Here is a 19,629-nt window from a genome sequence, read left to right as displayed (position 1 = left end):
GGCGAGCGGGTGGCGCGGGCGTCCTCGGGTGCGGTGGGGCGGGCGTCGCCGGGCAGGGGGCCGGCGGCCCGGGCCGGGGCCGCCGGTGGGGAGGCCGGGTTCGGTGGGGCGGCCGTCCCGGCGAGAGGATTCGTGCCGGGATGATCTAGCGTGGGCGGTATGCCAGATGTGTCGCAAGGTGTCCATGGCCGTCCGCCCACCCGCGCGGAGCGGTGGGCCGCCTTCCGGAAGTCCCCCTTCCTGCCCGCGACCGTGCTGACGTTCATCCTCGCCGCCTCGGCCGGCATGTTCGCCGGTTCGTACACGTACGCCATGGCCAATCCGACCCCGCACTCCATCCCGGTCGCGGTGGTCGGCTCCTACGAAGGGGAGCAGGGCCGCCGGTTCATCGCCGGCATGGAGAAGGCGCTGGGCGCCTCGATGAAGCTGCACCCGTACGAGTCGCACGCGGCGGCCGTCGAGGCCGTGGACGACCAGAAGGAGTTCGCGGTGATCGACGTGCCCGCCGGTGGCAAGCCGATCAAGCTGGAGGTGTCGGGGGCGTCCGGCGCGACGGTCGCGGAGGTGCTGGGGATGTCGGCGGCGAAGGTGAGCAGGGCCACCGGCATCCCCGTCACGGTGCGTGATCTCAAACCGCTGCAGAGGGGCGACCCGAGAGGTCTGGCGATCTTCTACATCTCCCTCGCCGCCGTGATCGTCGGCTTCGTGGGGGCCATCCAGCTGAAGGTGCACGCGGGAGCCCTCAGACCTTGGGAACGCATCGGCTTCACCGCGGCCTACTCCGTGCTCGGTGGGTTCACGATCGCCGCGGTGGTGGACTGGCTGCTGGGCGCCCTGGACCTGCCGTTCGGGGAGTCGTGGCTGATCCTGGCGCTGACCATGTTCGCCTCCGGCATGGTCTTCACGATGTTCGACACCATGTTCGGACGCTGGGCCATGCTCCCGACGTGGGGGCTGATGGTGCTGGTCGGCAACCCGTCCTCGGGCGGGGCCGTCTCCTGGCCGCTGCTGCCGTCCCCGCTCGGTCTCGTCGGCCGCTGGCTGCCGCCCGGGGCCTCGGTGAACGCCCAGCACACCGCCGTGTACTTCCCCCACAACCAGCACCCCTTCCCGTTCCTGGTGCTGGCCGCCTGGGCGGTCGTCTCGTGCGCGGTGTTCCTGATCTGGGGCCGCGCCAAGCCCGCCGGCCGCCCGGCTCACGCGGCGCCGTAACGCCGTGACGCCGGAGCGAGTGGGAACGCCCGCAGGCGCGGGACGGGAGGGCCACCGCTCCCGCGACATGAGGAGCCGGTCGCGTACCACTCCGCGTGGCCGACACGAGAACACCCCCAATGCCATCGGGCAGTAGATCGCCGGGCTCACCCGTGTCCGTGAAACCGTGCCGCTCATAGAGCGCGGTTGCCTTGCGGTTGTCCGGCATGACGGACAACCGCAGCGTCGTAGCACCGCGCATGATGAGCAGTGAGAACGGCCCCTGACCTGGGTTCTCGGTCGGGGGCCGCTCTTGTGTCCGGGTGCCGTGACTGCCTCATGTTCCCCGTGGTTCCCCGCTCGATCGGGCACGGTTGGGGCACGGCCACCTTCTGATCCGTAGCTCTATAGGGATCGGTCATCGAAGGTCATACAGGCCGGTTCGCGCGCGCGTGGTGCACCCCTTTCCGGAGGGTGTTTGCTTTTCCGGGGGACACCGCGGGCCGTCCGACCGCGCTCAGAGCCTGCGCGTAGCTCTGACGCCGCCCGTCGCACACGACGCGCGGTCTTGCGGCGGGCCGTCACTTGCGACAAGAAACCGGCACAAGAGACTCTTGTGGGCGTCGTAGGCCTGGGTGGAGAGCGCGACCTGCGGCTCCTTCTACCGCAAGCCGCGCTCTGTCGATGTCGGGGTCGGATCAGTCTCCGTAGTCGCCGCCGCCGTGGTCGCCGCCGCCGTGGTCGCCGCCGCCGTGGTCGCCGCCGCCGTGGTCGCCGCCGCCGTGGTCGCCGCCGCCACCGTCGCTGTGGTAGCCGACGGAAACCTGAGGAGCGTGAGCCGGAGCGGATGCGACCGCAGTCCCGGCCGTGCCGATCGCGGCACCGCCGGCCACGAGAACGCCTGCCGCCGAAACGGCGAAGAGGTGCTTCAGACGTCGTGCTCGCATGATCGATACACTTCCTATGTCTTGGTCGGACCGCACGCGGTCAGACGCATGCGGCTGTTCGCGACCGCCCTGAAGGTGTGCAACGCAGTCTTCTATCGGCCGCGTACGTGTGGGGCACATCTCCCTGCCGCAGCCCCGCAGCGTGGGCCTCGCCGACTGCGCTGCGGCCGCTTTCCTGTGAAGAGAATCTGACGGATCGCGTATGCCGCCGTGCCAGACCTCTCGCTCACCCACGCTAGTCGCCGCATGGTTCATCGCAACCGCTACGTCGCAGCCCCAGAAAAAAGGAGCGCATTGGGCAATACGGGGCCGCTGCGGGACCTCCCACGCCGAGGATGACCCGGCCTTGGGCACGGCCCTGGACCCGGAGCGCTACGACTACACGGGCGCGGTGCTGTTCAACCGGCCCGCACCCTGCGGTGGGGGTCACAAGTCGACGTGCAGCCGATCGGCGCCCTGGGCCAGGAGGAGCTGACCGAACAGGCTGTGGCTTCCTACGTGGCCAAGTACGCCACCAAAGCGGCCGAGACGACCGGCACGGTAGGCCATCGGATCGGGGAGCTGGCCGAACTCGACAAGCTGCCGCTGCCCGCGCACACCCGGCGCCTGATCGAAGCCTGCTGGGACCTGGACGACGTCTACCCGGAACGACTGCTGGCCCGCTGGGCTCACATGCTCGGCTTCCGCGGCCACTTCTCCACCAAGTCCCGCCGCTACTCCACCACCCTCGGCGCCCTCCGCCAGATCCGCGCCGACTACCGCGCCCGGCAGGAACGCCACGAACGCGAACTCTCCGAAGACCTCGACGACACGGAGGGCTCCACGCTCGTGCTCGCCCACTGGACCTACGCCGGACAGGGCCACACCCCCGGCGAATCCTGGCTCGCCGCCACGATCGCCCGAGACATCCAGCTCAACCGCGAGACCGCACGCGAAGCACTGACCGACCTCGACGAAGAAGGAGACGACTGGGCATGGGCCGCCGAAGCCGCCTGAACGGCGAAGGAACGATCACCCTCCGCAGGTACGCGACACGCCGGCGGACCGGCCTGGGCAGCTATCGCTTCCATGATCTGCGTCACTCGTTCGTTTCGCTGCTCCTGGACCTCGGCGCCGCGCCGCACATCGTGCGGGAGATAGCCGGTCACAGCGATCTTCAGGTCACGCTCGGCGTGTACGCCCACGCGTCGGCGGAAGAGAAGCGGAAGGCGTTGACGCAGCTCAGCAAGCTGTTCCAGTGAGCCACACTGCCGTCATACTGCCGTCAGTACGCCAACGAAAGACCCCCGTCGATGATGTCGACGGGGGTCTTTTCGCTGTTCAGCGATTGTGGCTGGGGCCGGGGTCGAACCGGCGACCTTCCGCTTTTCAGGCGGACGCTCGTACCAACTGAGCTACCCAGCCACGAGGTTTCACGTGGAACCTCAGCGGTCCTGACGGGATTTGAACCCGCGGCCTCCACCTTGACAGGGTGGCGAGCACTCCAAACTGCTCCACAGGACCTTGCTGTTGTGTGCAACCGACGAGCCAAGTGTCGCACACGGTACTGCGTGCCCCCAACGGGATTCGAACCCGTGCTACCGCCTTGAAAGGGCGGCGTCCTAGGCCGCTAGACGATGAGGGCTATCGGCCCGCCTGGGCGCTTCTCAGCGCGTCGGGGACGTGAGAAGCATATGGGATGGCGGGGAGTATCGCCAAAACCGTTTACGGCGCGGACCGGGAAGGGGCCGAGGGGGTGGGAGTGGCGCCGGGCCGGTTGTCCTCCGGCAGGTGACGGCTGACCTCCGCCGTCGTCCGGCCCAGGCCGCCCAGCCGGATCTCGTCCCAGGCCTGGAGGCGGCGGCTGTCCCGGTCGAAGTAGAGGATCGACGCCTGGATCGGGTCGGGATGCTTCCCCTCGACGGCGCGCAGTCCGCTGCCGCCCGTGGACCCCTCGATGCGCAGACGCGTCCCGTACCGCATGACCTCCGTGTCCTCGTGGTGGACGTGGCCGGCCAGGACCAGGGGCACCGTGCCGTCCGTCTCGCGGGCGGCGGACGGCTCGTGGGCGACGGCGATGTCCACCGGGGTGCCCGCCGCCCGCTGGTCGCGCAGTGCCGAGGCCAGGCGGGCGCCCGCCAGCTCCTGAGTCGCCTCGCCGCCCAGCGCGAGCGAGCGGTCGGGCGTGAACTGGGGATCACCTGTGCCGGCGAAGCGGAGCCCCGCCAGCGACACCGCGCGGCCGTCGTCCAGGACGTGCACGTTCTTCAGGCCCTGCAGGTAGCGCTGCGTGACGGCGGAGTCGTGGTTGCCGCGGACCCAGACGTAGGGGGCGCCGAGATCCTCGATCGGGTCCAGGAAGCCGTTCTCCGCGGCGGTGCCGTGGTCCATGGTGTCGCCCGAGTCGACGATCACGTCGACCTTGTACTGCTGGACCAGCGAGGCGATGATCTTCCAGCTCGCCGGGTTCAGGTGGATGTCCGAGACGTGCAGCACGCGGATGGTCGTGGGGTCCGGGGAGTAGACCGGGAGCGTGGAGGTGACGTCGTAGAGCTTCGTCACGTTCGTCACCAGACGCGCCAGCTCCCTCTGGTAGACGTCGAACTCGCTGACGATGCTGCGGGCGTTGCCGACCAGGGAGGGCGCGGAGGACAGCAGACCCGAGAACTTCGGCTCCAGGACGGACTTCGGATTCCAGGTCGCGTAGGCCGTGGCGCCGCCGGCCGCCAGGAGCGCCAGGGCCAGGCCGCCGGCGGCCAGGGCGCGGCGCGGACGGCGGTAGACCGCCAGACCGAGGGCCGTGGCACCGGAGACGACCGCCACACAGGAGCGCACGGCCAGGTCGAACGTGCCGCGCTCGACGTCGTGCACCACCTCGTCCTGAAGACCGGAGAGCCGCTCCGGATGGTCGACCAGGGCCTGGGAGCGGACCGGGTCGAGCTGGTCGACGTTGACGTCGAGGCGGACCGGCGCCGCGTGGCTGTCCAGCCGCAGCGCGCCCAGCGGGGAGACGTTGATCTTCGTGCCGCCGGTCAGGGACGGGCGCAGGGTCATCGTCGTGTCCATGGGACCGACCGGGACCCGTACGTTGCCGACGATCAGCAGGCCCAGCCACGCACCCAGCACCACCACGGCGACGAGACCGGCGGCGCGGACCCACGGACGGGGCGTCCGGGTGAGCTCGAGGACGGGGCGCGGGTGACGCGTGCGGCGGCGCCGGAAGAGGGCGCGAGCCACCCGCCGGAGGCCGGGTGTGCGGTTCAGGTCTGCGAGGGGGGCGCGGGCCATTGCTGCCGTATGCCCAGGCCCGTGGCCGGATATGCGCGCTCGCGGGGGCGGGCGGGGGCTCGCGGGGCCGGAGGACCCGTCCGGGCCGGAGCCCGCCCTGGTGTGCCGCGCCGGTCGAGGGCCTCTCGCTCGGGGGTGCCGTACCGGAGAATGGCCCTGTGCTGGAGATGACGCGCGAGGAGTTCGAGGAACTGGTCGCCGAGGCCCTCGACCGGATCCCGCCGGAGCTGACGCGGCTGATGGACAACGTCGCGGTGTTCGTCGAGGACGAGCCGCCCGCCGACGATCCCGGGCTGCTCGGGCTGTACGAGGGGACCCCGCTGACGGAACGCGGCGAGTGGTACGCCGGCGTGCTGCCGGACCGCATCACGATCTACCGGGGACCGACCCTGCGGATGTGCGAGACGCGGGAGGACGTCGTCGCGGAGACGGAGGTGACCGTGGTCCACGAGATCGCCCACCACTTCGGGATCGACGACGCGCGCCTGCACGCCCTCGGCTACGGCTGAGCCCCGCCGCGGCGGTACGGCCCCGGCTCCGGGTCGCGGGACGGCCGGCGTGTCCTCCCGCGGGCGACGGGAGTTGGGCACGTCGACTTCTTCTCCCTCCGGAGGTGGCTGCCCGTGCGCCCCTTGTCCGTACCCGTCCGTCTCGTGGCCGCGGTGCTCGCCGTCGCCGCCGCATCCGGCTGCATGAGCGTGGGGGAGGGATCGGGCGGCCTGCCGCGGCCGTCGCACTCGGCGGGACAGGGGGCCGGCGGGGCGCCGGGCGGAGGGCAGGGGGGCGCCGGCGGTGGGGAGTTCGGCGTGGCCGGGGGCGACGGCGGACACGGGCGCGGAGGCAAGGGGAAGGCCGGCCGGCCGCCGTCCGGATCGGCGTCGCCGTCCGCCGCGGGGAGCGCGTCGGCCGGGGCGCCGGCGCAGCCCGGTGTGCCGCCCAAGCCGGGACAGCCGACGCCGACCGCGGCGGATCCGGCCCCGACCCGCACCACCACCGCCCCCCAGCCGCCGGCCTCACCGGAGCCACCGCCCGCCTCGCCCGAGCCGACCGCCGCCGAGCCGTCGTCGTCGGCGCACGAGGAGCCGCGGCCGCAGATGATGCTGCGCGAGCCGGTACCGGCGGCCGGTGCCCCGGCGTGAGGCCCACGGGCCGGGGGTCCGCGATGTGCGCAGGGGGCGCGGCGGTGGCGGCAGGGGCTGGGACGGGGCGTGTCACGCGTCCGGGCGGGGCGTGTCGTGGGACCGGGCGTGCCGCGCGCGGGACGGCGGGACCGGAGGTGCCGCGGGCGTGCTCCCAGCCCGTCCGCGCCGAACGCGCGACGGGAGCGGACCGGGGCGGCGGGGCCGTGAACCTGAGGGCTGACCTGCTGGTATGCCGATCAGTTTGCCTTCCCGGGGGAGGAGTGCGTATGGTGGCAGATCGTTTGACCCCATTTGCCCGGCGCCCCTGAAGAGCGCGCCGTGTGGCGCGTACTCTCCTTTGCCGTGGCGGACCGCATCGAGGCGGTCGTTGTGCGAATCACGGAGTTGACGGGCGCGTGCCGACGAGACTCCGGAAGGTTTCGCATTCGCATGTCCATTGCCAGTACTGATCACGTCGTCGTGCCCGAGGGCGCCGAGAACCCCGAGCACCTTGACGCTGCCGAGTCCCAGGACGAGGCTCCCGGGACCACGTTCGCGGATCTCGGACTGCCCGAGGGCGTCGTCCGCAAGCTCGCGCAGAACGGCGTGACGGTCCCGTTCCCGATCCAGGCCGCGACCATCCCGGACGCCCTGGCCGGGAAGGACGTCCTCGGCCGTGGCCGCACCGGCTCCGGCAAGACCCTCTCCTTCGGCCTGCCCACCCTGGCCACGCTGGCCGGCGGCCGCACCGAGAGGAAGCGGCCGCGTGCCGTCATCCTCACCCCGACGCGCGAGCTGGCGATGCAGGTCGCCGACGCGCTCCAGCCCTACGGCGACGTGCTGGGCCTGAAGATGAAGGTCGTCTGCGGCGGCACCTCCATGGGCAACCAGATCTACGCCCTGGAGAAGGGCGTCGACGTCCTGGTCGCCACCCCGGGCCGCCTGCGGGACATCATCAACCGCGGCGCCTGCTCCCTGGAGGACGTGCGGATCGCCGTCCTGGACGAGGCCGACCAGATGTCCGACCTGGGCTTCCTGCCCGAGGTCACCGAGCTGCTGGACCAGGTCCCGGCGGGCGGTCAGCGCATGCTCTTCTCCGCGACGATGGAGAACGAGATCCAGACCCTCGTCGACCGCTACCTGACCGACGCGGTCAGCCACGAGGTCGACGCGGCGCAGGGCGCGGTGACGACCATGTCGCACCACATCCTGATCGTGAAGCCGAAGGACAAGGCGCCGGTCACCGCGGCCATCGCCTCCCGCAAGGGCCGCACCATCATCTTCGTGCGCACCCAGCTCGGCGCCGACCGCGTCGCCGAGCAGCTGCGCGACGCCGGTGTGAAGGCCGACGCGCTGCACGGCGGCATGACCCAGGGCGCCCGCACCCGCACGCTGGCCGACTTCAAGGACGGCTACGTCAACGTCCTCGTCGCCACCGACGTCGCCGCGCGCGGCATCCACGTCGACGGCATCGACCTGGTGCTGAACGTCGACCCGGCCGGCGACCACAAGGACTACCTGCACCGCGCGGGCCGCACCGCGCGCGCCGGCCGCACGGGCACCGTGGTCTCCCTGTCCCTGCCGCACCAGCGCCGCCAGATCTTCCGGCTGATGGAGGACGCCGGTGTCGACGCCGCGCGCCACATCATCCAGGGCGGCGCCGCCTTCGACCCGGAGGTCGCGGAGATCACCGGCGCCCGGTCCATGACCGAGGTGCAGGCGGAGTCCGCGGGCAACGCCGCGCAGCAGGCGGAGCGCGAGGTCGCTCACCTCACCAAGCAGCTGGAGCGGGCGCAGCGGCGCGCCGCCGAACTGCGGGAGGAGGCCGACCGGCTGGTCGCCCGGGTCGCCCGCGAGCGGGGCGAGGACCCCGAGGCGGCGGTGGCCGAGGCGCAGGCGGCGGCCGTGCAGGCGGCCGAGGTCTCGGTGCCCGAGCAGCCGGCGGCCGAGGACGTCGACCGTGCCGAGCGCGCCGAGCGCGAGGAGCGCACGGCGGCCCCGTCGTCGTACGAGCGCCGTGAGCGCCGTGACGACCGCGGCGGCTTCCAGCGCGACCGCGACCGCGACCGCGACCGTGGCGGCCGCTCCTTCGAGCGCCGTGACGACCGCGGTGACCGCGGTGACCGCGGCGGCTTCCAGCGCGACCGGGGCTTCGAGCGCCGTGACGACCGGGGTGACCGTGGCGGCTTCCGCCGTGACGACCGCGGTGGCCGCTCGTTCGACCGCGACCGTGGCTTCGACCGCGACCGCGGTTTCGAGCGCCGGGAGGACCGGGGTGACCGCGGCGGCTTCCGCCGTGACGACCGCAACGACCGCAACGACCGCAACGACCGCGGTGACCGTGGCGGCTTCCGCCGTGACGACCGCGACGGCCGCTCGTTCGACCGGGACCGCGACCGCGCCCCCCGTTCCTTCGAGCGCCGTGACGACCGTGGCGGCTTCCGCCGTGACGACCGTCCCGCCCGGCGTGACGAGCGCGGCGGGCACCGTGGCAGCGACCGCCCGTTCAACCGGGACCGTCAGGCTGATCGCCCGGGCTTCCGCACCGGCGGCCACGACCGCCCGTACGGCCGTCGTGACGACCACCGGGGCGGCTCCTTCGGCCGCCGCGACGACAAGCCGCGCTGGAAGCGCAACGGCTGAGCGCGCCGGTCTGCGGCAGGCAGCCGAGCAGCAGGGGAAGGGCCCGTACGACTCAGGTCGTGCGGGCCCTTCCGCGTTCCGGCGCCGAGGGGCGGACGGGCGTCGTCCTCGCCCCTTCCCCTCCGCACCGCCGTGCTCCGTCACCGCGTGACGCATGTCACGTCACCCGCGAGGGAATCGCTGGGGACATGACAGATGACGCCAGAACCAGTGGGCTGTCGGACGAAGAGCGGCTGGCCCAGCTCGGTTACACGCAGGTTCTCGCCCGCCGCATGTCGGCGTTCTCCAACTACGCGGTGTCCTTCACGATCATCTCGGTCCTCTCCGGCTGCCTCACGCTCTACCTCTTCGGGATGAACACCGGCGGGCCCGCAGTGATCACCTGGGGCTGGGTCGCCGTGGGGCTGATGACGCTGTTCGTCGGGCTGTCGATGGCCGAGATCTGCTCGGCGTACCCGACCTCCGCCGGCCTGTACTTCTGGGCGCACCGGCTGGCGCCGCCCCGTTCGGCGGCGGCCTGGGCGTGGTTCACGGGCTGGTTCAACGTGCTGGGCCAGGTGGCCGTGACGGCGGGCATCGACTTCGGCGCCGCCTCCTTCCTGGGGGCCTACCTCAACCTCCAGTTCGACTTCCACGTGACGCCGGGCCGCACGATCCTGCTCTTCGCCGCGATCCTCGTCCTGCACGGACTGCTGAACACCTTCGGTGTCCGCATCGTCGCCTTCCTCAACAGCGTCAGCGTGTGGTGGCACGTGCTGGGCGTCGCAGTGATCGTCGGCGCGCTGGCCTTCGTGCCGGACCGGCACCAGCCGGCGTCGTTCGTGTTCACGGAGTTCGTGAACAACACCGGCTGGGGCAGCGGTCCCTACGTGGTGCTGCTGGGTCTGCTGATGGCGCAGTACACCTTCACGGGCTACGACGCCTCCGCCCACATGACCGAGGAGACCCACGACGCGTCCACGGCGGGCCCGAAGGGCATCGTCCGCTCCATCTGGACCTCCTGGCTGGCCGGCTTCGTCCTGCTGCTGGGCTTCACCTTCGCGATCCAGTCGTACGACGGGGCGCTCGCGTCACCGACCGGCGCACCGCCCGCCCAGATCCTGCTGGACGCCCTCGGCGCGTCCGCGGGCAAGGCGCTGCTGCTGGTGGTCATCGGGGCGCAGCTGTTCTGCGGCATGGCGTCGGTGACGGCCAACAGCCGCATGATCTATGCCTTTTCACGCGACGGCGCGCTGCCCTTCTCGCACGTTTGGCACACGGTCAGCCCGCGCACGCGGACACCGGTCGCCGCGGTGTGGCTCGCGGCCCTCGGAGCGCTGGCGCTCGGCCTGCCCTATCTGATCAACGTCACGGCCTACGCGGCGGTGACCTCCATCGCGGTGATCGGCCTCTACATCGCCTACGTCGTCCCGACCCTGCTGCGGGTGCGCAGGGGCGAGGCGTTCGAGCGCGGGCCCTGGCACCTGGGCCGCTGGTCGCAGGTGATCGGGGTGGTGGCGGTGGCGTGGGTCGGCGTGATCACGGTCCTCTTCATGCTCCCGCAGGTCTCCCCGGTGACCTGGGAGACGTTCAACTACGCCCCGGTCGCCGTCCTGGTCGTCCTCGGCTTCGCCGCGACCTGGTGGCTGGCCTCGGCCCGGCACTGGTTCCTCAACCCCCGTCACCAACGCACCCTGGCCCGCGAAGCGGCCCGCGCCGGCGCCCCCGAACCGGTCGATCCGTAGCCGGGCCGGCACCCGCACGGTGCACTTCCGGCCCCGCTGCCCGATACCCGATCGGTAAGACGGGCTCCTGCGGTTATGCTCGGACGAGCAACATCGCCTGGGCCCTTAGCTCAATTGGCAGAGCAGTGGACTTTTAATCCATTGGTTGTGGGTTCGAGTCCCACAGGGCCTACCGGACCCCTCGGGGCCGGGACCCCCACTGACCTGTGTCGGCCGGGGGTCCCGTCGTTTCCGGGGCCGGCGCGGCAGGCCGGAGTCCGGCGGTCGGCAAGTGGACACGTCGGCCCGCTGCCGGCCCGTCCGGCGGCGCGTGCCCGGTCTCCGGGCGGCGCGCGGCCCGGCGTGCCCGTGTCCCGGCGGGGACGGACAGGATGGAGCGGTGCAAGCAGCCGGTCCGGCTCCGAGAGAGAGTGCGTCGATGCCCCGTCCGTACGTCCTGCTGTCCGCCGCCGTCTCCCTCGACGGCTATCTGGACGACACCGGCCCCGAGCGGCTGCTGCTCTCCGGCCCCGCCGACTTCGACCGGGTCGACGAGGTACGGGCGTCCGTCGACGCCATCCTGATCGGCGCCGGCACCCTGCGCACCGACAACCCGCGGCTGCTGGTCAACTCGCCCGGGCGGCGGGCCGCCCGGGTAGCCGCCGGCCGGCCGGAGTACCCGCTGAAGGTCACGGTCAGCACCTCGGGCGATCTGGACCCGCGGGCCCCGTTCTGGCACACGGGAGGGGAGAAGGTCCTCTACACCACCGACCCGGGCGCGGACCGGGCACGCGAGGCCGGTATCGCCGCCGACGTCGTGCCGCTGGGCCCGGAGGTGGACTGGCGGCGGCTGCTGGAGCACCTCCACGACGAGCGCGGGGTGCGGCGGCTGATGGTCGAGGGCGGCGGGATCGTCCACACCCAGCTGATCCAGCAGCAGCTCGCGGACGAACTGCAGCTCGTCCTCGCCCCGCTGTTCGTGGGTGATCCCGGGGCGCCGCGGCTCTTCGGGCCGGGCGCCTACCAGGGCGGCCGGCTGCGGCTGGTGGAGACGCGGGCCATCGAGGACGTCGTCCTCATGCGGTACGAGCCGACGGCTCCCGGCACCGGAGGTCTCGCCTCGCCCGCGGACCGGCACTGGCTGCGCAGGGCCTGCGAGCTGGCGGAGCGGTGCCCGCCGTCGCGGACCGCGTTCAGCGTGGGCGCGCTGGTGGTGGCCGCCGACGGGACGGAGCTGGCCCGCGGGTACTCCCGCGAGGGCGGTGACCCGGTCGTGCACGCGGAGGAGGCCGCGCTGGCGAAGGTGGACGGTGCCGATCCGCGCCTGCCCGGCGCCACCGTGTACAGCAGCCTGGAACCCTGCGCGCGGCGGACCTCCCGGCCCCGTCCCTGCGCCCGGCTGATCCTCGACGCGGGGGTGCGGCGGGTGGTGACGGCCTGGCGGGAGCCGGACACGTTCGTCGAGGCGGCCGACGGGGCCGGGGTGCTGGCGGCCGGGGGTGCGGAGACCGTCGTGCTGCCGGAGTACGAGGAGCGGGCCAAGGCGCCGAACCGGCACCTTCTCGGCTGAGCGGGACCCTCCCGTCGGCCGGCGGTGCCGGCCAGGGCGTCCGCGCCGCCCGGTGGCGAGGACGCCCGGTGGTGAGGGCTTCCCCGGCGCCGGTCCCGGCGGCGGACACGCGGCGCGGGAAGCGATTGGCCATCTGTCCTGCGCATGCCGTACACTCAAAGCACAACGACGCGGGGTGGAGCAGCTCGGTAGCTCGCTGGGCTCATAACCCAGAGGTCGCAGGTTCAAATCCTGTCCCCGCTACTGAAGGCTCAGGGCCGGAATCCGTTCCAGGATTCCGGCCCTGAGTGCTTTCCGGGGGCGCGGGCTGCCGCGCGGCTGTTCTCCGTTTCCCGCGGCTGTACGTGTCCCGGGTCACCTTCGGATCAGCCGGTTCATCCGGTCGGCCCCCACCAGCTCGCTCCCCGCACCGGCTCCGGGAAACCTGGACCGGGCGAGACCGGCGTTCGGCGTGTGGGGCAGGAGACGAGTAGTGCGGCCAGGTGAGGTGGAGGACGAGCGGCCGTACGCCCTCGAACCCTGGGACATGGGCGAGCCCGGGAACGGGCACGGCCGTCGGCGCCCCGTTGACGGCCACGCCGTCGCCCACGGGGCTTCCGCGTCCGCCCCAGGCGGCACCTCCAGGGCCGCCGCGCACGGCACCTCCGGGTCCGCCCCGCGCGGCACCCTCGCGGTCGGCCCGGATCCCACCGCCCCCGCCGTCGGCGCCCACGCCACCCCGCGCGGTTCTTCTCCCGGGGCCCGGCGCACCCAGGCCGGCGCCCCGCGCGCCGAAGTCGGCGGCCGATCGCCCGGCGACCTCGCCCCCCGCCCGGGTACCGGGGACACCGCTGCCGCTGCCGCTGCCGCTGTCGCTGCCGCTGCCGCCCCGCCCGGTGCGGGCGTGCGGCGGCGGACCCCCTACCCCCGTGCCCTCGCCCCGCTGCTCCCGGCGTTGCTGCTCGCCGTCGGCGCCGTCTTCGACTGGCTCGCGCCCACCGACGTCACCGCGGCCCCGCTCCTCACGGCCGCGCCCCTGGTCGCCGCGCCGCTGCTGTCGCGGCGGGCCACCGCGCTCACGGGGGCCGCTGCCGTCGGCGTCGTGCTCACGGCGCACCTCGGCACCAGTGCTGTGTGGCGCGTCGGGGCGTTCACCGAGCTGGTCACCGTGGCGACGGTCGCGGTGCTGGCCGTGCTCATCAACCTCCTCGTGCGCCGCGGCCACGAGCGGCTGGCCTCCGCCCGCGAGATCGCCGAGGCGGCCCAGCGCGCGGTGCTGCCCGAGCCGGCCGGGCGGATCGGCGGGCTGGACGTCGCGGCCTGCTACGAGGCGGCGCAGGCGGACGCGTTCATCGGCGGGGATCTGTACGCCGTGCAGGAGACCCCGTTCGGCGTGCGGCTGGTCGTCGGCGATGTGCGCGGCAAGGGGATGGGGGCGGTGGCGGCCGTGGCCGTGGTCCTCGGGGCGTTCCGGGAGGCCGCCGAACAGGAGGCCACGCTGGAGGGGGTGGCGGGGCGCCTGGAGCGGGCGCTGGCCCGCGAGGGAGCGCGGGGCGGCGGGCTCGACACGGGCGAGGACTTCACCACGGCCGTCCTGGCCGAGATCCCGCACGACCGCGCGATGGTGAGGATCGTCAACCGCGGCCATCCGCCGCCGCTCCTGCTGCACGCGGACGGCACCGTGCGTCCGCTGCTCGCCGACGAGCCCGCACTGCCGCTCGGCCTGGAGGATCTGGGCAGCCGGCCCTGTCGCGCCGAGGAGACCCGCTTCCCCGCCGGGGCGACCCTGCTCCTGCACACCGACGGCCTGTCCGAGGCCCGCGACGAACGGGGCCGTTTCTACGACCCCGAACAGCGCCTGGCCGGGCGGGTCTTCCGAGACCCGGACGCCCTGCTGGCCACCCTCGCGGCAGAGGTGCGCCGGCACACGGGGGACGGCCTGGCGGACGACATGGCCCTGCTGGCCGTACGCCGGTCCTGACCGGCCTCACCGAGGGTGAGCGTGTCGTCCCTCCACGTACAACGCCTGACGCACCGTCAGTCGACGCGGGCAGCGTGAATGTTGGTCGACTCGCCCGCATTTGGCCTTTGTTGGCCAGAATCTCCACGCCAAGAGGGTTTAACGATCAAGCCGAACGGCTTGGAATCCATGGCTCGGGTCTATTAACGTTCGATAACGCAGCGCGGTCGTCCCAGCCGTCACCCGAGGCGGCTCCGTGCGCACGCGCCGAATCCCGTCAGGGAACCGGGGAACCACCAATGTGGGGTGAATCGGGCGTAGTCCGCCGTGTCGAACGGTCGGTATACGCGCGTAGGAGACCTTCCCGCTCCGAACCCGTCAGCTAACCCGGTAGGCGAACGGAAGGAAAGGAGCGCGCCCGCGTGGCGTCCAACCCGCCTGCCCCCGAGGCCCCGTTCCGCACCAGTGAGAACGGCACCGACACCTTCGCGTACGGCGGCCGCCGCCCCGACGAGGGGCCGTGGGAGGGGTGGAACCCCACCGAGGACTCCGTTCGTCCGGTCCGCGGCCGGCACCGCGTCACCAAGCAGCGCGGCGGCGGGCTCGCCCGCAGCTCCACCGTCCTCGGAGTCGGCGTCATCGCCGCCGTCGGCGCCGGCGGCATGGCCAGCGCCCAGACCGGCAAGCCGCCGGTGTCGATCTCCATGCCCGACCTGCCCTCCGTGGGCACCCTCTTCGCCGAGGACTCCGCGCCGGCGGCCCAGGGTTCCGCCACCGCCCTCAGCAGCCTCGCCACCGGTGCGGCCGACTCGGCGCAGGGGTCCTCCGACGCGGGCGAGGCCCTGCGCAACCGCATCATGGCCCAGGCCGAGCAGCAGCAGGTCCAGGTCGACACGGAGGCGCAGGAGGCCGCGGCCGCCGTCGCCACCCGGCAGGCGGAGGAGGCCGCCGCCAAGGCCGTGAAGGAGGCCGAGGCCAAGGCCGCCGCCGCGAAGAAGGAGGCGGAGCAGGAGGCCGCGAAGAAGGCCGAGGCCGAGCGCCTGGCCCGGCTGGCCACGCAGTACACGCTCCCCACCTCCTCGTACACCCTCACCTCGACCTTCGGCCAGGCCGGCTCCATGTGGTCCTCCGGCTACCACACCGGGCTGGACTTCGCCGCGCCCACGGGCACGCTCATCAAGGCCGTGCACGGCGGCACCATCACCGAGGCCGGCTGGGCCGGCGCGTACGGCTACCGCACCATCCTCACCCTCGACGACGGCACCGAGCTGTGGTTCTGCCACCAGTCGTCGATCAGCGCGAGCGTCGGGCAGAAGGTCGCCACCGGCGACGTGATCGGCCGCGTGGGCGCCACGGGCAACGTCACCGGACCGCACCTGCACCTCGAGGTCCACCCCGGCGGCCAGGCCACCGGCATCGACCCGATGGCGTGGCTGCGCGACAAGGGCCTCACCCCCTGACAGCCTCGCCCCGGACGGCCGCGCCCTGACAGCCGCCTCCCGGACCCGGCGGTCCTGACCACGTCCCCGCGACGTCGGGGCCGCCCCCTAGTTGTTTGCCCACCTTTTGCGGCGGATCCGGAATTGGGCACTCCGTAATGTGCGTTGACACCGAGCATGAGTTCTCTACGCAAGCTCGGCTCGTCCGACCTCGAGGTCTTCCCGCTCGCCCTCGGCGGCAACGTCTTCGGCTGGACCGCCGACGAGGCACAGTCCTTCGCCGTCCTCGACGCCTACACGGCCGCCGGCGGCAACTTCATCGACACCGCCGACTCCTACTCGTCCTGGGTGGAGGGCAACCGCGGCGGCGAGTCGGAGACCGTCATCGGCAAGTGGCTCAAGGAACGCGGCAACCGCTCCGACGTCGTCATCGCCACCAAGGTCAGCCAGCACCCCGACTTCCAGGGGCTCTCCGCCGCCAACATCAAGGCCGCGGCCGACGCCTCCCTGCGGCGCCTGGGCACCGACCACATCGACCTGTACTACACCCACTTCGACAAGCCGGAGGTGCCGGTCGAGGAGATCGTCGGCGCCCTCGACGAACTGGTGAAGGCGGGCAAGGTCCGCCACATCGCCGCCTCCAACATCTCCGCCGAGCGCCTGCGCGCGTCCCTCGACTTCTCCGAGCGCGAGGGCCTGGCCCGGTACGTGGCGCTGCAGCCCCACTACAACCTGGTCTCGCGCGACACCTACGAGGGACCGCTCCGCGACCTCGCCGAGCGCTCCGGTCTGGCCGCCGTCCCGTACTACGCGCTGGCCTCCGGCTTCCTGACCGGCAAGTACCGGCCCGGCGCGACGGTGGACAGCCCGCGGGCCCAGGGCGCCGCCAAGTACCTGGAGACCGAGCGGGGCCGGAAGGTCCTCACCGCGCTCGACGAGATCGCCGAGGCGCACGGCGCCCCCGTCGCCACGGTCGCCCTGGCCTGGCTCGCCGCGCAGCCGACGGTGGCGGCCCCGATCGCCTCGGCGCGGACCGTGGAGCAGCTGCCGGCGCTGCTGGGAGTGGCGGAGCTGACGCTGTCCGGCCAGGAGATCGCGAAGCTGGACGAGGCCTCGGCCTAGGAACCCCCGCCCGGACGAGCGCGGCCGCCGGTCCCCGGACGCGGTGACCCGCGCGCCCGGGTCCGTCCGACGGCGGACTCGACCCGCTCGCCGGGACAGGCCGACGCGGCCGGGGGTCGCCGTCCCGCTCCGGACTCGCCGGTCAGGGCCGGCCCCCGGCGCGGCGGGGGCCACCTGCGTGCTGGGACCCGTCCGTCAGGGGCCGTCCGACGCAGCGAGGGGTCGCCTACCGGTCCCGAACTGCCTGTGGGCGCCCGCCCGACGCGGCAGGGGGCGGGCCCTGACGGCCGGCTCCGGGTCGAGCGCACAGGCTCTCAGGGCCGGTACGGGTTGTGCCCCGGGTACGGCGCCGCCGGCCCGTACGGCCGGTGGGCCGACGGCTGCCGGTACACCGGGTAGGGCGGCCCGTACGCCCCGTGCAGTGGCCACGGCGGCGCGAGCACCGGCACCGGCGGCGCCGTCCTGCGCGCCGCGTGGTCCAGGGCCGGCCCGGCCACGTCCCGGCGCCTCCACAGCTCGTACAGCAGCTCCTGCTCCCGGGGGACGAAGTCGGCGCCGGCCCGGCCCCGGCTCCCGCGGCGCCGCAGGAAGGCCAGCGACGTCGCGTACGCCTCGTACTGCGCGACCGCCCGCGCCGCCGCCTTTCCGGCGTGCCGCCGCGCGTGGTCCCGGGCCAGCCGGCGCGCCCGCATGGAGCCCAGGGCGAAGGGCTCGGCCGGCGACAGCCATCCGGCGGCGGCGTAGGCCGGCAGCTCCTCGCGCACGGTCCGCAGCTCCCGCTGCCGCGTCCACACGACCAGCCAGGTCAGCAGCCCGAAGGCGGGCAGCATGAAGGCGGCGTACACGGCGAGGAAGCCGTAGTCGCCCAAGGACGCGGAGCCGTTCCACATCGCGTGCATGCCCATCGCGAGCAGCAGCCCGGCCGGCGGCAGCAGTGCCCGGCGTACCCGCTGGTGGGGGCCGAGGAGGGCGGCCATGCCGAAGCCGATGCCGGTCAGCACGGTGAACAGCGGGTGCGCGAACGGCGACATGACGATCCGTACGAAGAAGGTCGCCGCGGTGACGGAGGGCAGGCCCCGCCCGCCGGAGAGCTGGTCGGTGCCGAAGGCGGTGCCGAGGTAGAGGATGTTCTCGGTGAACGCGAAGCCGGTGGCGGTGACCCCGGCTATCACCACCCCGTCGACGATGCCGGTGAAGTCGCGTCTGCGGAAGAGGAAGACCAGCAGGAGGGCGGTGGCCTTCGCGGACTCCTCCACGACCGGCGCTATCACGGTCGCCCCCAGGGTGTCCGCGCCCGACGGGTCGGCGGTCGCCGTGGCGATCCAGTGCGTCGCGAAGCTGTTGGCGACGATCGCGATCAGCGCCGCCGCGCAGGCGCCCCAGGCGAAGGCGAACAGCAGGTTCCGCCAGGGGCCGGGCTCCACCCGGTCCAGCCAGCGGAAGGCGGCCACGAGCAGCGGCACGGGCAGGACGGCGAGCCCCAGACCGACGAGGAACCCCTCGGTGCCGGTCTGCTCACGGACGAGGGCGAGGATGACCAGTCCGGACAGCGCGAGCAGGGTGGTCGGGGCGCCGTACCGCACCCACCGGCGCTGCCACCAGTGAGCGGGCCGCGGCGCACCGCCGACGGGGCCGCCGGGGAACGTCGGGTACGGGGGACAGGTGACCACGGCATCGACCCTAACGAGGCGGGGCGCCGCCCGGCGACCGGGCCTCGTACGGCGAGGACCGGTCAGCCGCGGTCAGGGCGCTGGGTGGAGGGCTGGTCCTACGGGTGCTCCGGAGGCTGCCGGGTCCCGTGCGGTACGCGTCGGAAGAGGAGATCGTGCACCACGTGACCCTTCTCGAGCCCCTGGGCCTCGAAACGGGTCAGCGGCCGGAAACCGGGCCGGGGCGCGAAACCGCCGTCGGCCTGCGTGTTCTCGAAGGCCGGGTGCGCGGACAGCACCTCGAGCATCTGCTCGGCGTACGGCTCCCAGTCGGTGGCGAGGTGGACCAGGGCGCCAGGGCGCAGCCGGGACGCGGCAAGCGTCAGGAACTCGGGCTGGATCAGCCGCCGCTTGTGGTGCCGCTTCTTGGGCCAGGGGTCGGGGAAATAGACGCGCAGCCCGGCGAGCGCGTCCGGCGCGAGCTGCTCACGGAGCAGGATGATGGCGTCGCCGTTGCCGACCCGGATGTTCGACAGCCCGCGCCCGCTCTCCGCCCCGCCGGGGCCGGGGGACCCCCCTCGCTCGGCGAGGCCCAGCAGATTGCCCTGGCCGGGGGTGTGCACGTCGACGGCGAGGATGTTGGTGCCGGGGTCCGCGGCCGCCATCTGCGCGGTGGCCTCGCCCATGCCGAAGCCGATCTCCAGCACGACGGGGTTCGGGTTCCCGAACAGCTCGGCCAGGTCGATCACCCGCTGCCCGTCGATGTCCAGCCCCCAGACGGGCCACAGCCGCTGCAACGCGTCGCCCTGCCCCGCGGTCACGCGGCTGCGCCGCGGCTGGAAGCTGCGGATGCGCCGCTCGAAGTGCGACCCGGCCGGATCCGGCCGGGGCCCGTCGGGGAAGCGCGGCTCCCCCTTGGCCCGGCTCTGCCGCACGGGCACGGCGGGGGTGCGGCCGGGCTGCTCGCGGGGGGCGGTCCGGGAGGCGTCGGGGGTGTTCAGGAAGTTCGACACAGTGCAGCCGATTTTACGGGGACGG

14 protein-coding genes, 5 tRNA genes, 1 pseudogene and 1 riboswitch are annotated in these 19,629 nt (G+C 73.2%); of the genes and pseudogenes, 13 read left to right on the top strand and 7 right to left on the bottom strand.

Features of this window, described 5'->3' with window-relative positions:
• Positions 1-159: 159 nt before the first annotated feature.
• On the top strand, positions 160-1,212 hold the full coding sequence (locus ACWDNY_RS12015) for an ABC transporter permease (RefSeq protein ID WP_451645616.1): 1,053 nt from the start codon (positions 160-162) through the stop codon (positions 1,210-1,212).
• 677 nt (positions 1,213-1,889) lie between these two features.
• Here the strand turns inward: ACWDNY_RS12015 and ACWDNY_RS12010 are convergent.
• On the bottom strand, positions 1,890-2,138 hold the full coding sequence (locus tag ACWDNY_RS12010; RefSeq protein WP_451645615.1) for a hypothetical protein: 249 nt from the start codon (positions 2,136-2,138) through the stop codon (positions 1,890-1,892).
• A gap of 202 nt (positions 2,139-2,340) precedes the next feature.
• On the opposite strand from ACWDNY_RS12010, the gene ACWDNY_RS12005 reads away from it, so the two are divergent.
• The 3 genes and pseudogenes from ACWDNY_RS12005 (at position 2,341) to ACWDNY_RS11995 (ending at position 3,379) form a co-directional block, all read left to right on the top strand.
• The gene (locus ACWDNY_RS12005) at positions 2,341-2,613 is read left to right on the top strand and encodes a replication initiator (protein WP_451645614.1); all 273 of its coding nucleotides are present in this window, start codon (positions 2,341-2,343) and stop codon (positions 2,611-2,613) included.
• Positions 2,538-3,134 (top strand): annotated as a pseudogene (locus tag ACWDNY_RS12000) (replication initiator); the annotation flags it as partial. The gene ACWDNY_RS12005 and the pseudogene ACWDNY_RS12000, both read left to right, overlap by 76 nt.
• Complete coding sequence (locus ACWDNY_RS11995; protein ID WP_451645613.1) at positions 3,113-3,379, top strand: tyrosine-type recombinase/integrase; 267 nt, start codon at positions 3,113-3,115, stop codon at positions 3,377-3,379. The pseudogene ACWDNY_RS12000 and the gene ACWDNY_RS11995, both read left to right, overlap by 22 nt.
• 89 nt (positions 3,380-3,468) lie before the next feature.
• On the opposite strand, the gene ACWDNY_RS11990 is transcribed toward ACWDNY_RS11995, so the two are convergent.
• From ACWDNY_RS11990 to ACWDNY_RS11975, 4 genes are all read right to left on the bottom strand, one after another.
• Positions 3,469-3,542: transfer RNA gene (locus ACWDNY_RS11990), tRNA-Phe, on the bottom strand.
• A gap of 24 nt (positions 3,543-3,566) precedes the next feature.
• A tRNA-Asp gene (locus ACWDNY_RS11985) sits at positions 3,567-3,641 on the bottom strand.
• 48 nt (positions 3,642-3,689) lie between these two features.
• Positions 3,690-3,762, bottom strand: a tRNA-Glu gene (locus tag ACWDNY_RS11980).
• A gap of 80 nt (positions 3,763-3,842) precedes the next feature.
• The gene (locus ACWDNY_RS11975) at positions 3,843-5,405 is read right to left on the bottom strand and encodes a metallophosphoesterase family protein (RefSeq protein WP_451645612.1); all 1,563 of its coding nucleotides are present in this window, start codon (positions 5,403-5,405) and stop codon (positions 3,843-3,845) included.
• 158 nt (positions 5,406-5,563) lie between these two features.
• On the opposite strand from ACWDNY_RS11975, the gene ACWDNY_RS11970 reads away from it, so the two are divergent.
• The 9 genes from ACWDNY_RS11970 to ACWDNY_RS11930 all read left to right on the top strand — a co-directional run bounded on the left by ACWDNY_RS11970 (position 5,564) and on the right by ACWDNY_RS11930 (position 16,942).
• Positions 5,564-5,914: a metallopeptidase family protein gene (locus tag ACWDNY_RS11970; protein ID WP_451645611.1), complete on the top strand. Its 351-nt coding sequence runs from the start codon at positions 5,564-5,566 to the stop codon at positions 5,912-5,914.
• 1,062 nt (positions 5,915-6,976) lie between these two features.
• The gene (locus tag ACWDNY_RS11965) at positions 6,977-9,169 is read left to right on the top strand and encodes a DEAD/DEAH box helicase (protein WP_451645610.1); all 2,193 of its coding nucleotides are present in this window, start codon (positions 6,977-6,979) and stop codon (positions 9,167-9,169) included.
• Between the two features lie 188 nt (positions 9,170-9,357).
• Positions 9,358-10,893, top strand: coding sequence for an amino acid permease (locus ACWDNY_RS11960; RefSeq protein WP_451645609.1), 1,536 nt, complete (start codon positions 9,358-9,360; stop codon positions 10,891-10,893).
• A 99-nt stretch (positions 10,894-10,992) separates the two neighbouring features.
• Positions 10,993-11,065 (top strand) — tRNA-Lys (locus ACWDNY_RS11955).
• A 246-nt stretch (positions 11,066-11,311) separates the two neighbouring features.
• Entirely contained in the window at positions 11,312-12,442 is a 1,131-nt protein-coding gene (locus ACWDNY_RS11950) for a dihydrofolate reductase family protein (RefSeq protein WP_451645608.1), read from the top strand.
• Positions 12,443-12,611: 169 nt separating this feature from the next.
• Positions 12,612-12,685: transfer RNA gene (locus ACWDNY_RS11945), tRNA-Met, on the top strand.
• Positions 12,686-12,914: 229 nt separating this feature from the next.
• Entirely contained in the window at positions 12,915-14,402 is a 1,488-nt protein-coding gene (locus ACWDNY_RS11940; RefSeq protein WP_451645607.1) for a PP2C family protein-serine/threonine phosphatase, read from the top strand.
• A 234-nt stretch (positions 14,403-14,636) separates the two neighbouring features.
• A riboswitch (cyclic di-AMP (ydaO/yuaA leader) is annotated at positions 14,637-14,793 on the top strand.
• A 10-nt stretch (positions 14,794-14,803) separates the two neighbouring features.
• Entirely contained in the window at positions 14,804-15,841 is a 1,038-nt protein-coding gene (locus tag ACWDNY_RS11935) for a M23 family metallopeptidase (protein ID WP_451645606.1), read from the top strand.
• A 156-nt stretch (positions 15,842-15,997) separates the two neighbouring features.
• The gene (locus ACWDNY_RS11930; protein ID WP_451645605.1) at positions 15,998-16,942 is read left to right on the top strand and encodes an aldo/keto reductase; all 945 of its coding nucleotides are present in this window, start codon (positions 15,998-16,000) and stop codon (positions 16,940-16,942) included.
• Between the two features lie 314 nt (positions 16,943-17,256).
• Here the strand turns inward: ACWDNY_RS11930 and ACWDNY_RS11925 are convergent, their stop codons facing one another.
• Both ACWDNY_RS11925 and trmB read right to left on the bottom strand, forming a co-directional pair.
• Positions 17,257-18,612: a PrsW family intramembrane metalloprotease gene (locus tag ACWDNY_RS11925; protein ID WP_451645604.1), complete on the bottom strand. Its 1,356-nt coding sequence runs from the start codon at positions 18,610-18,612 to the stop codon at positions 17,257-17,259.
• Between the two features lie 98 nt (positions 18,613-18,710).
• The gene (gene trmB / locus ACWDNY_RS11920) at positions 18,711-19,604 is read right to left on the bottom strand and encodes a tRNA (guanosine(46)-N7)-methyltransferase TrmB (protein WP_451645603.1); all 894 of its coding nucleotides are present in this window, start codon (positions 19,602-19,604) and stop codon (positions 18,711-18,713) included.
• Positions 19,605-19,629: the final 25 nt, after the last annotated feature.

The sequence above is a fragment of the Streptomyces sp. NPDC003697 genome (assembly GCF_053587115.1).
This window is presented reverse-complemented; position numbering and strand designations above follow the sequence as displayed.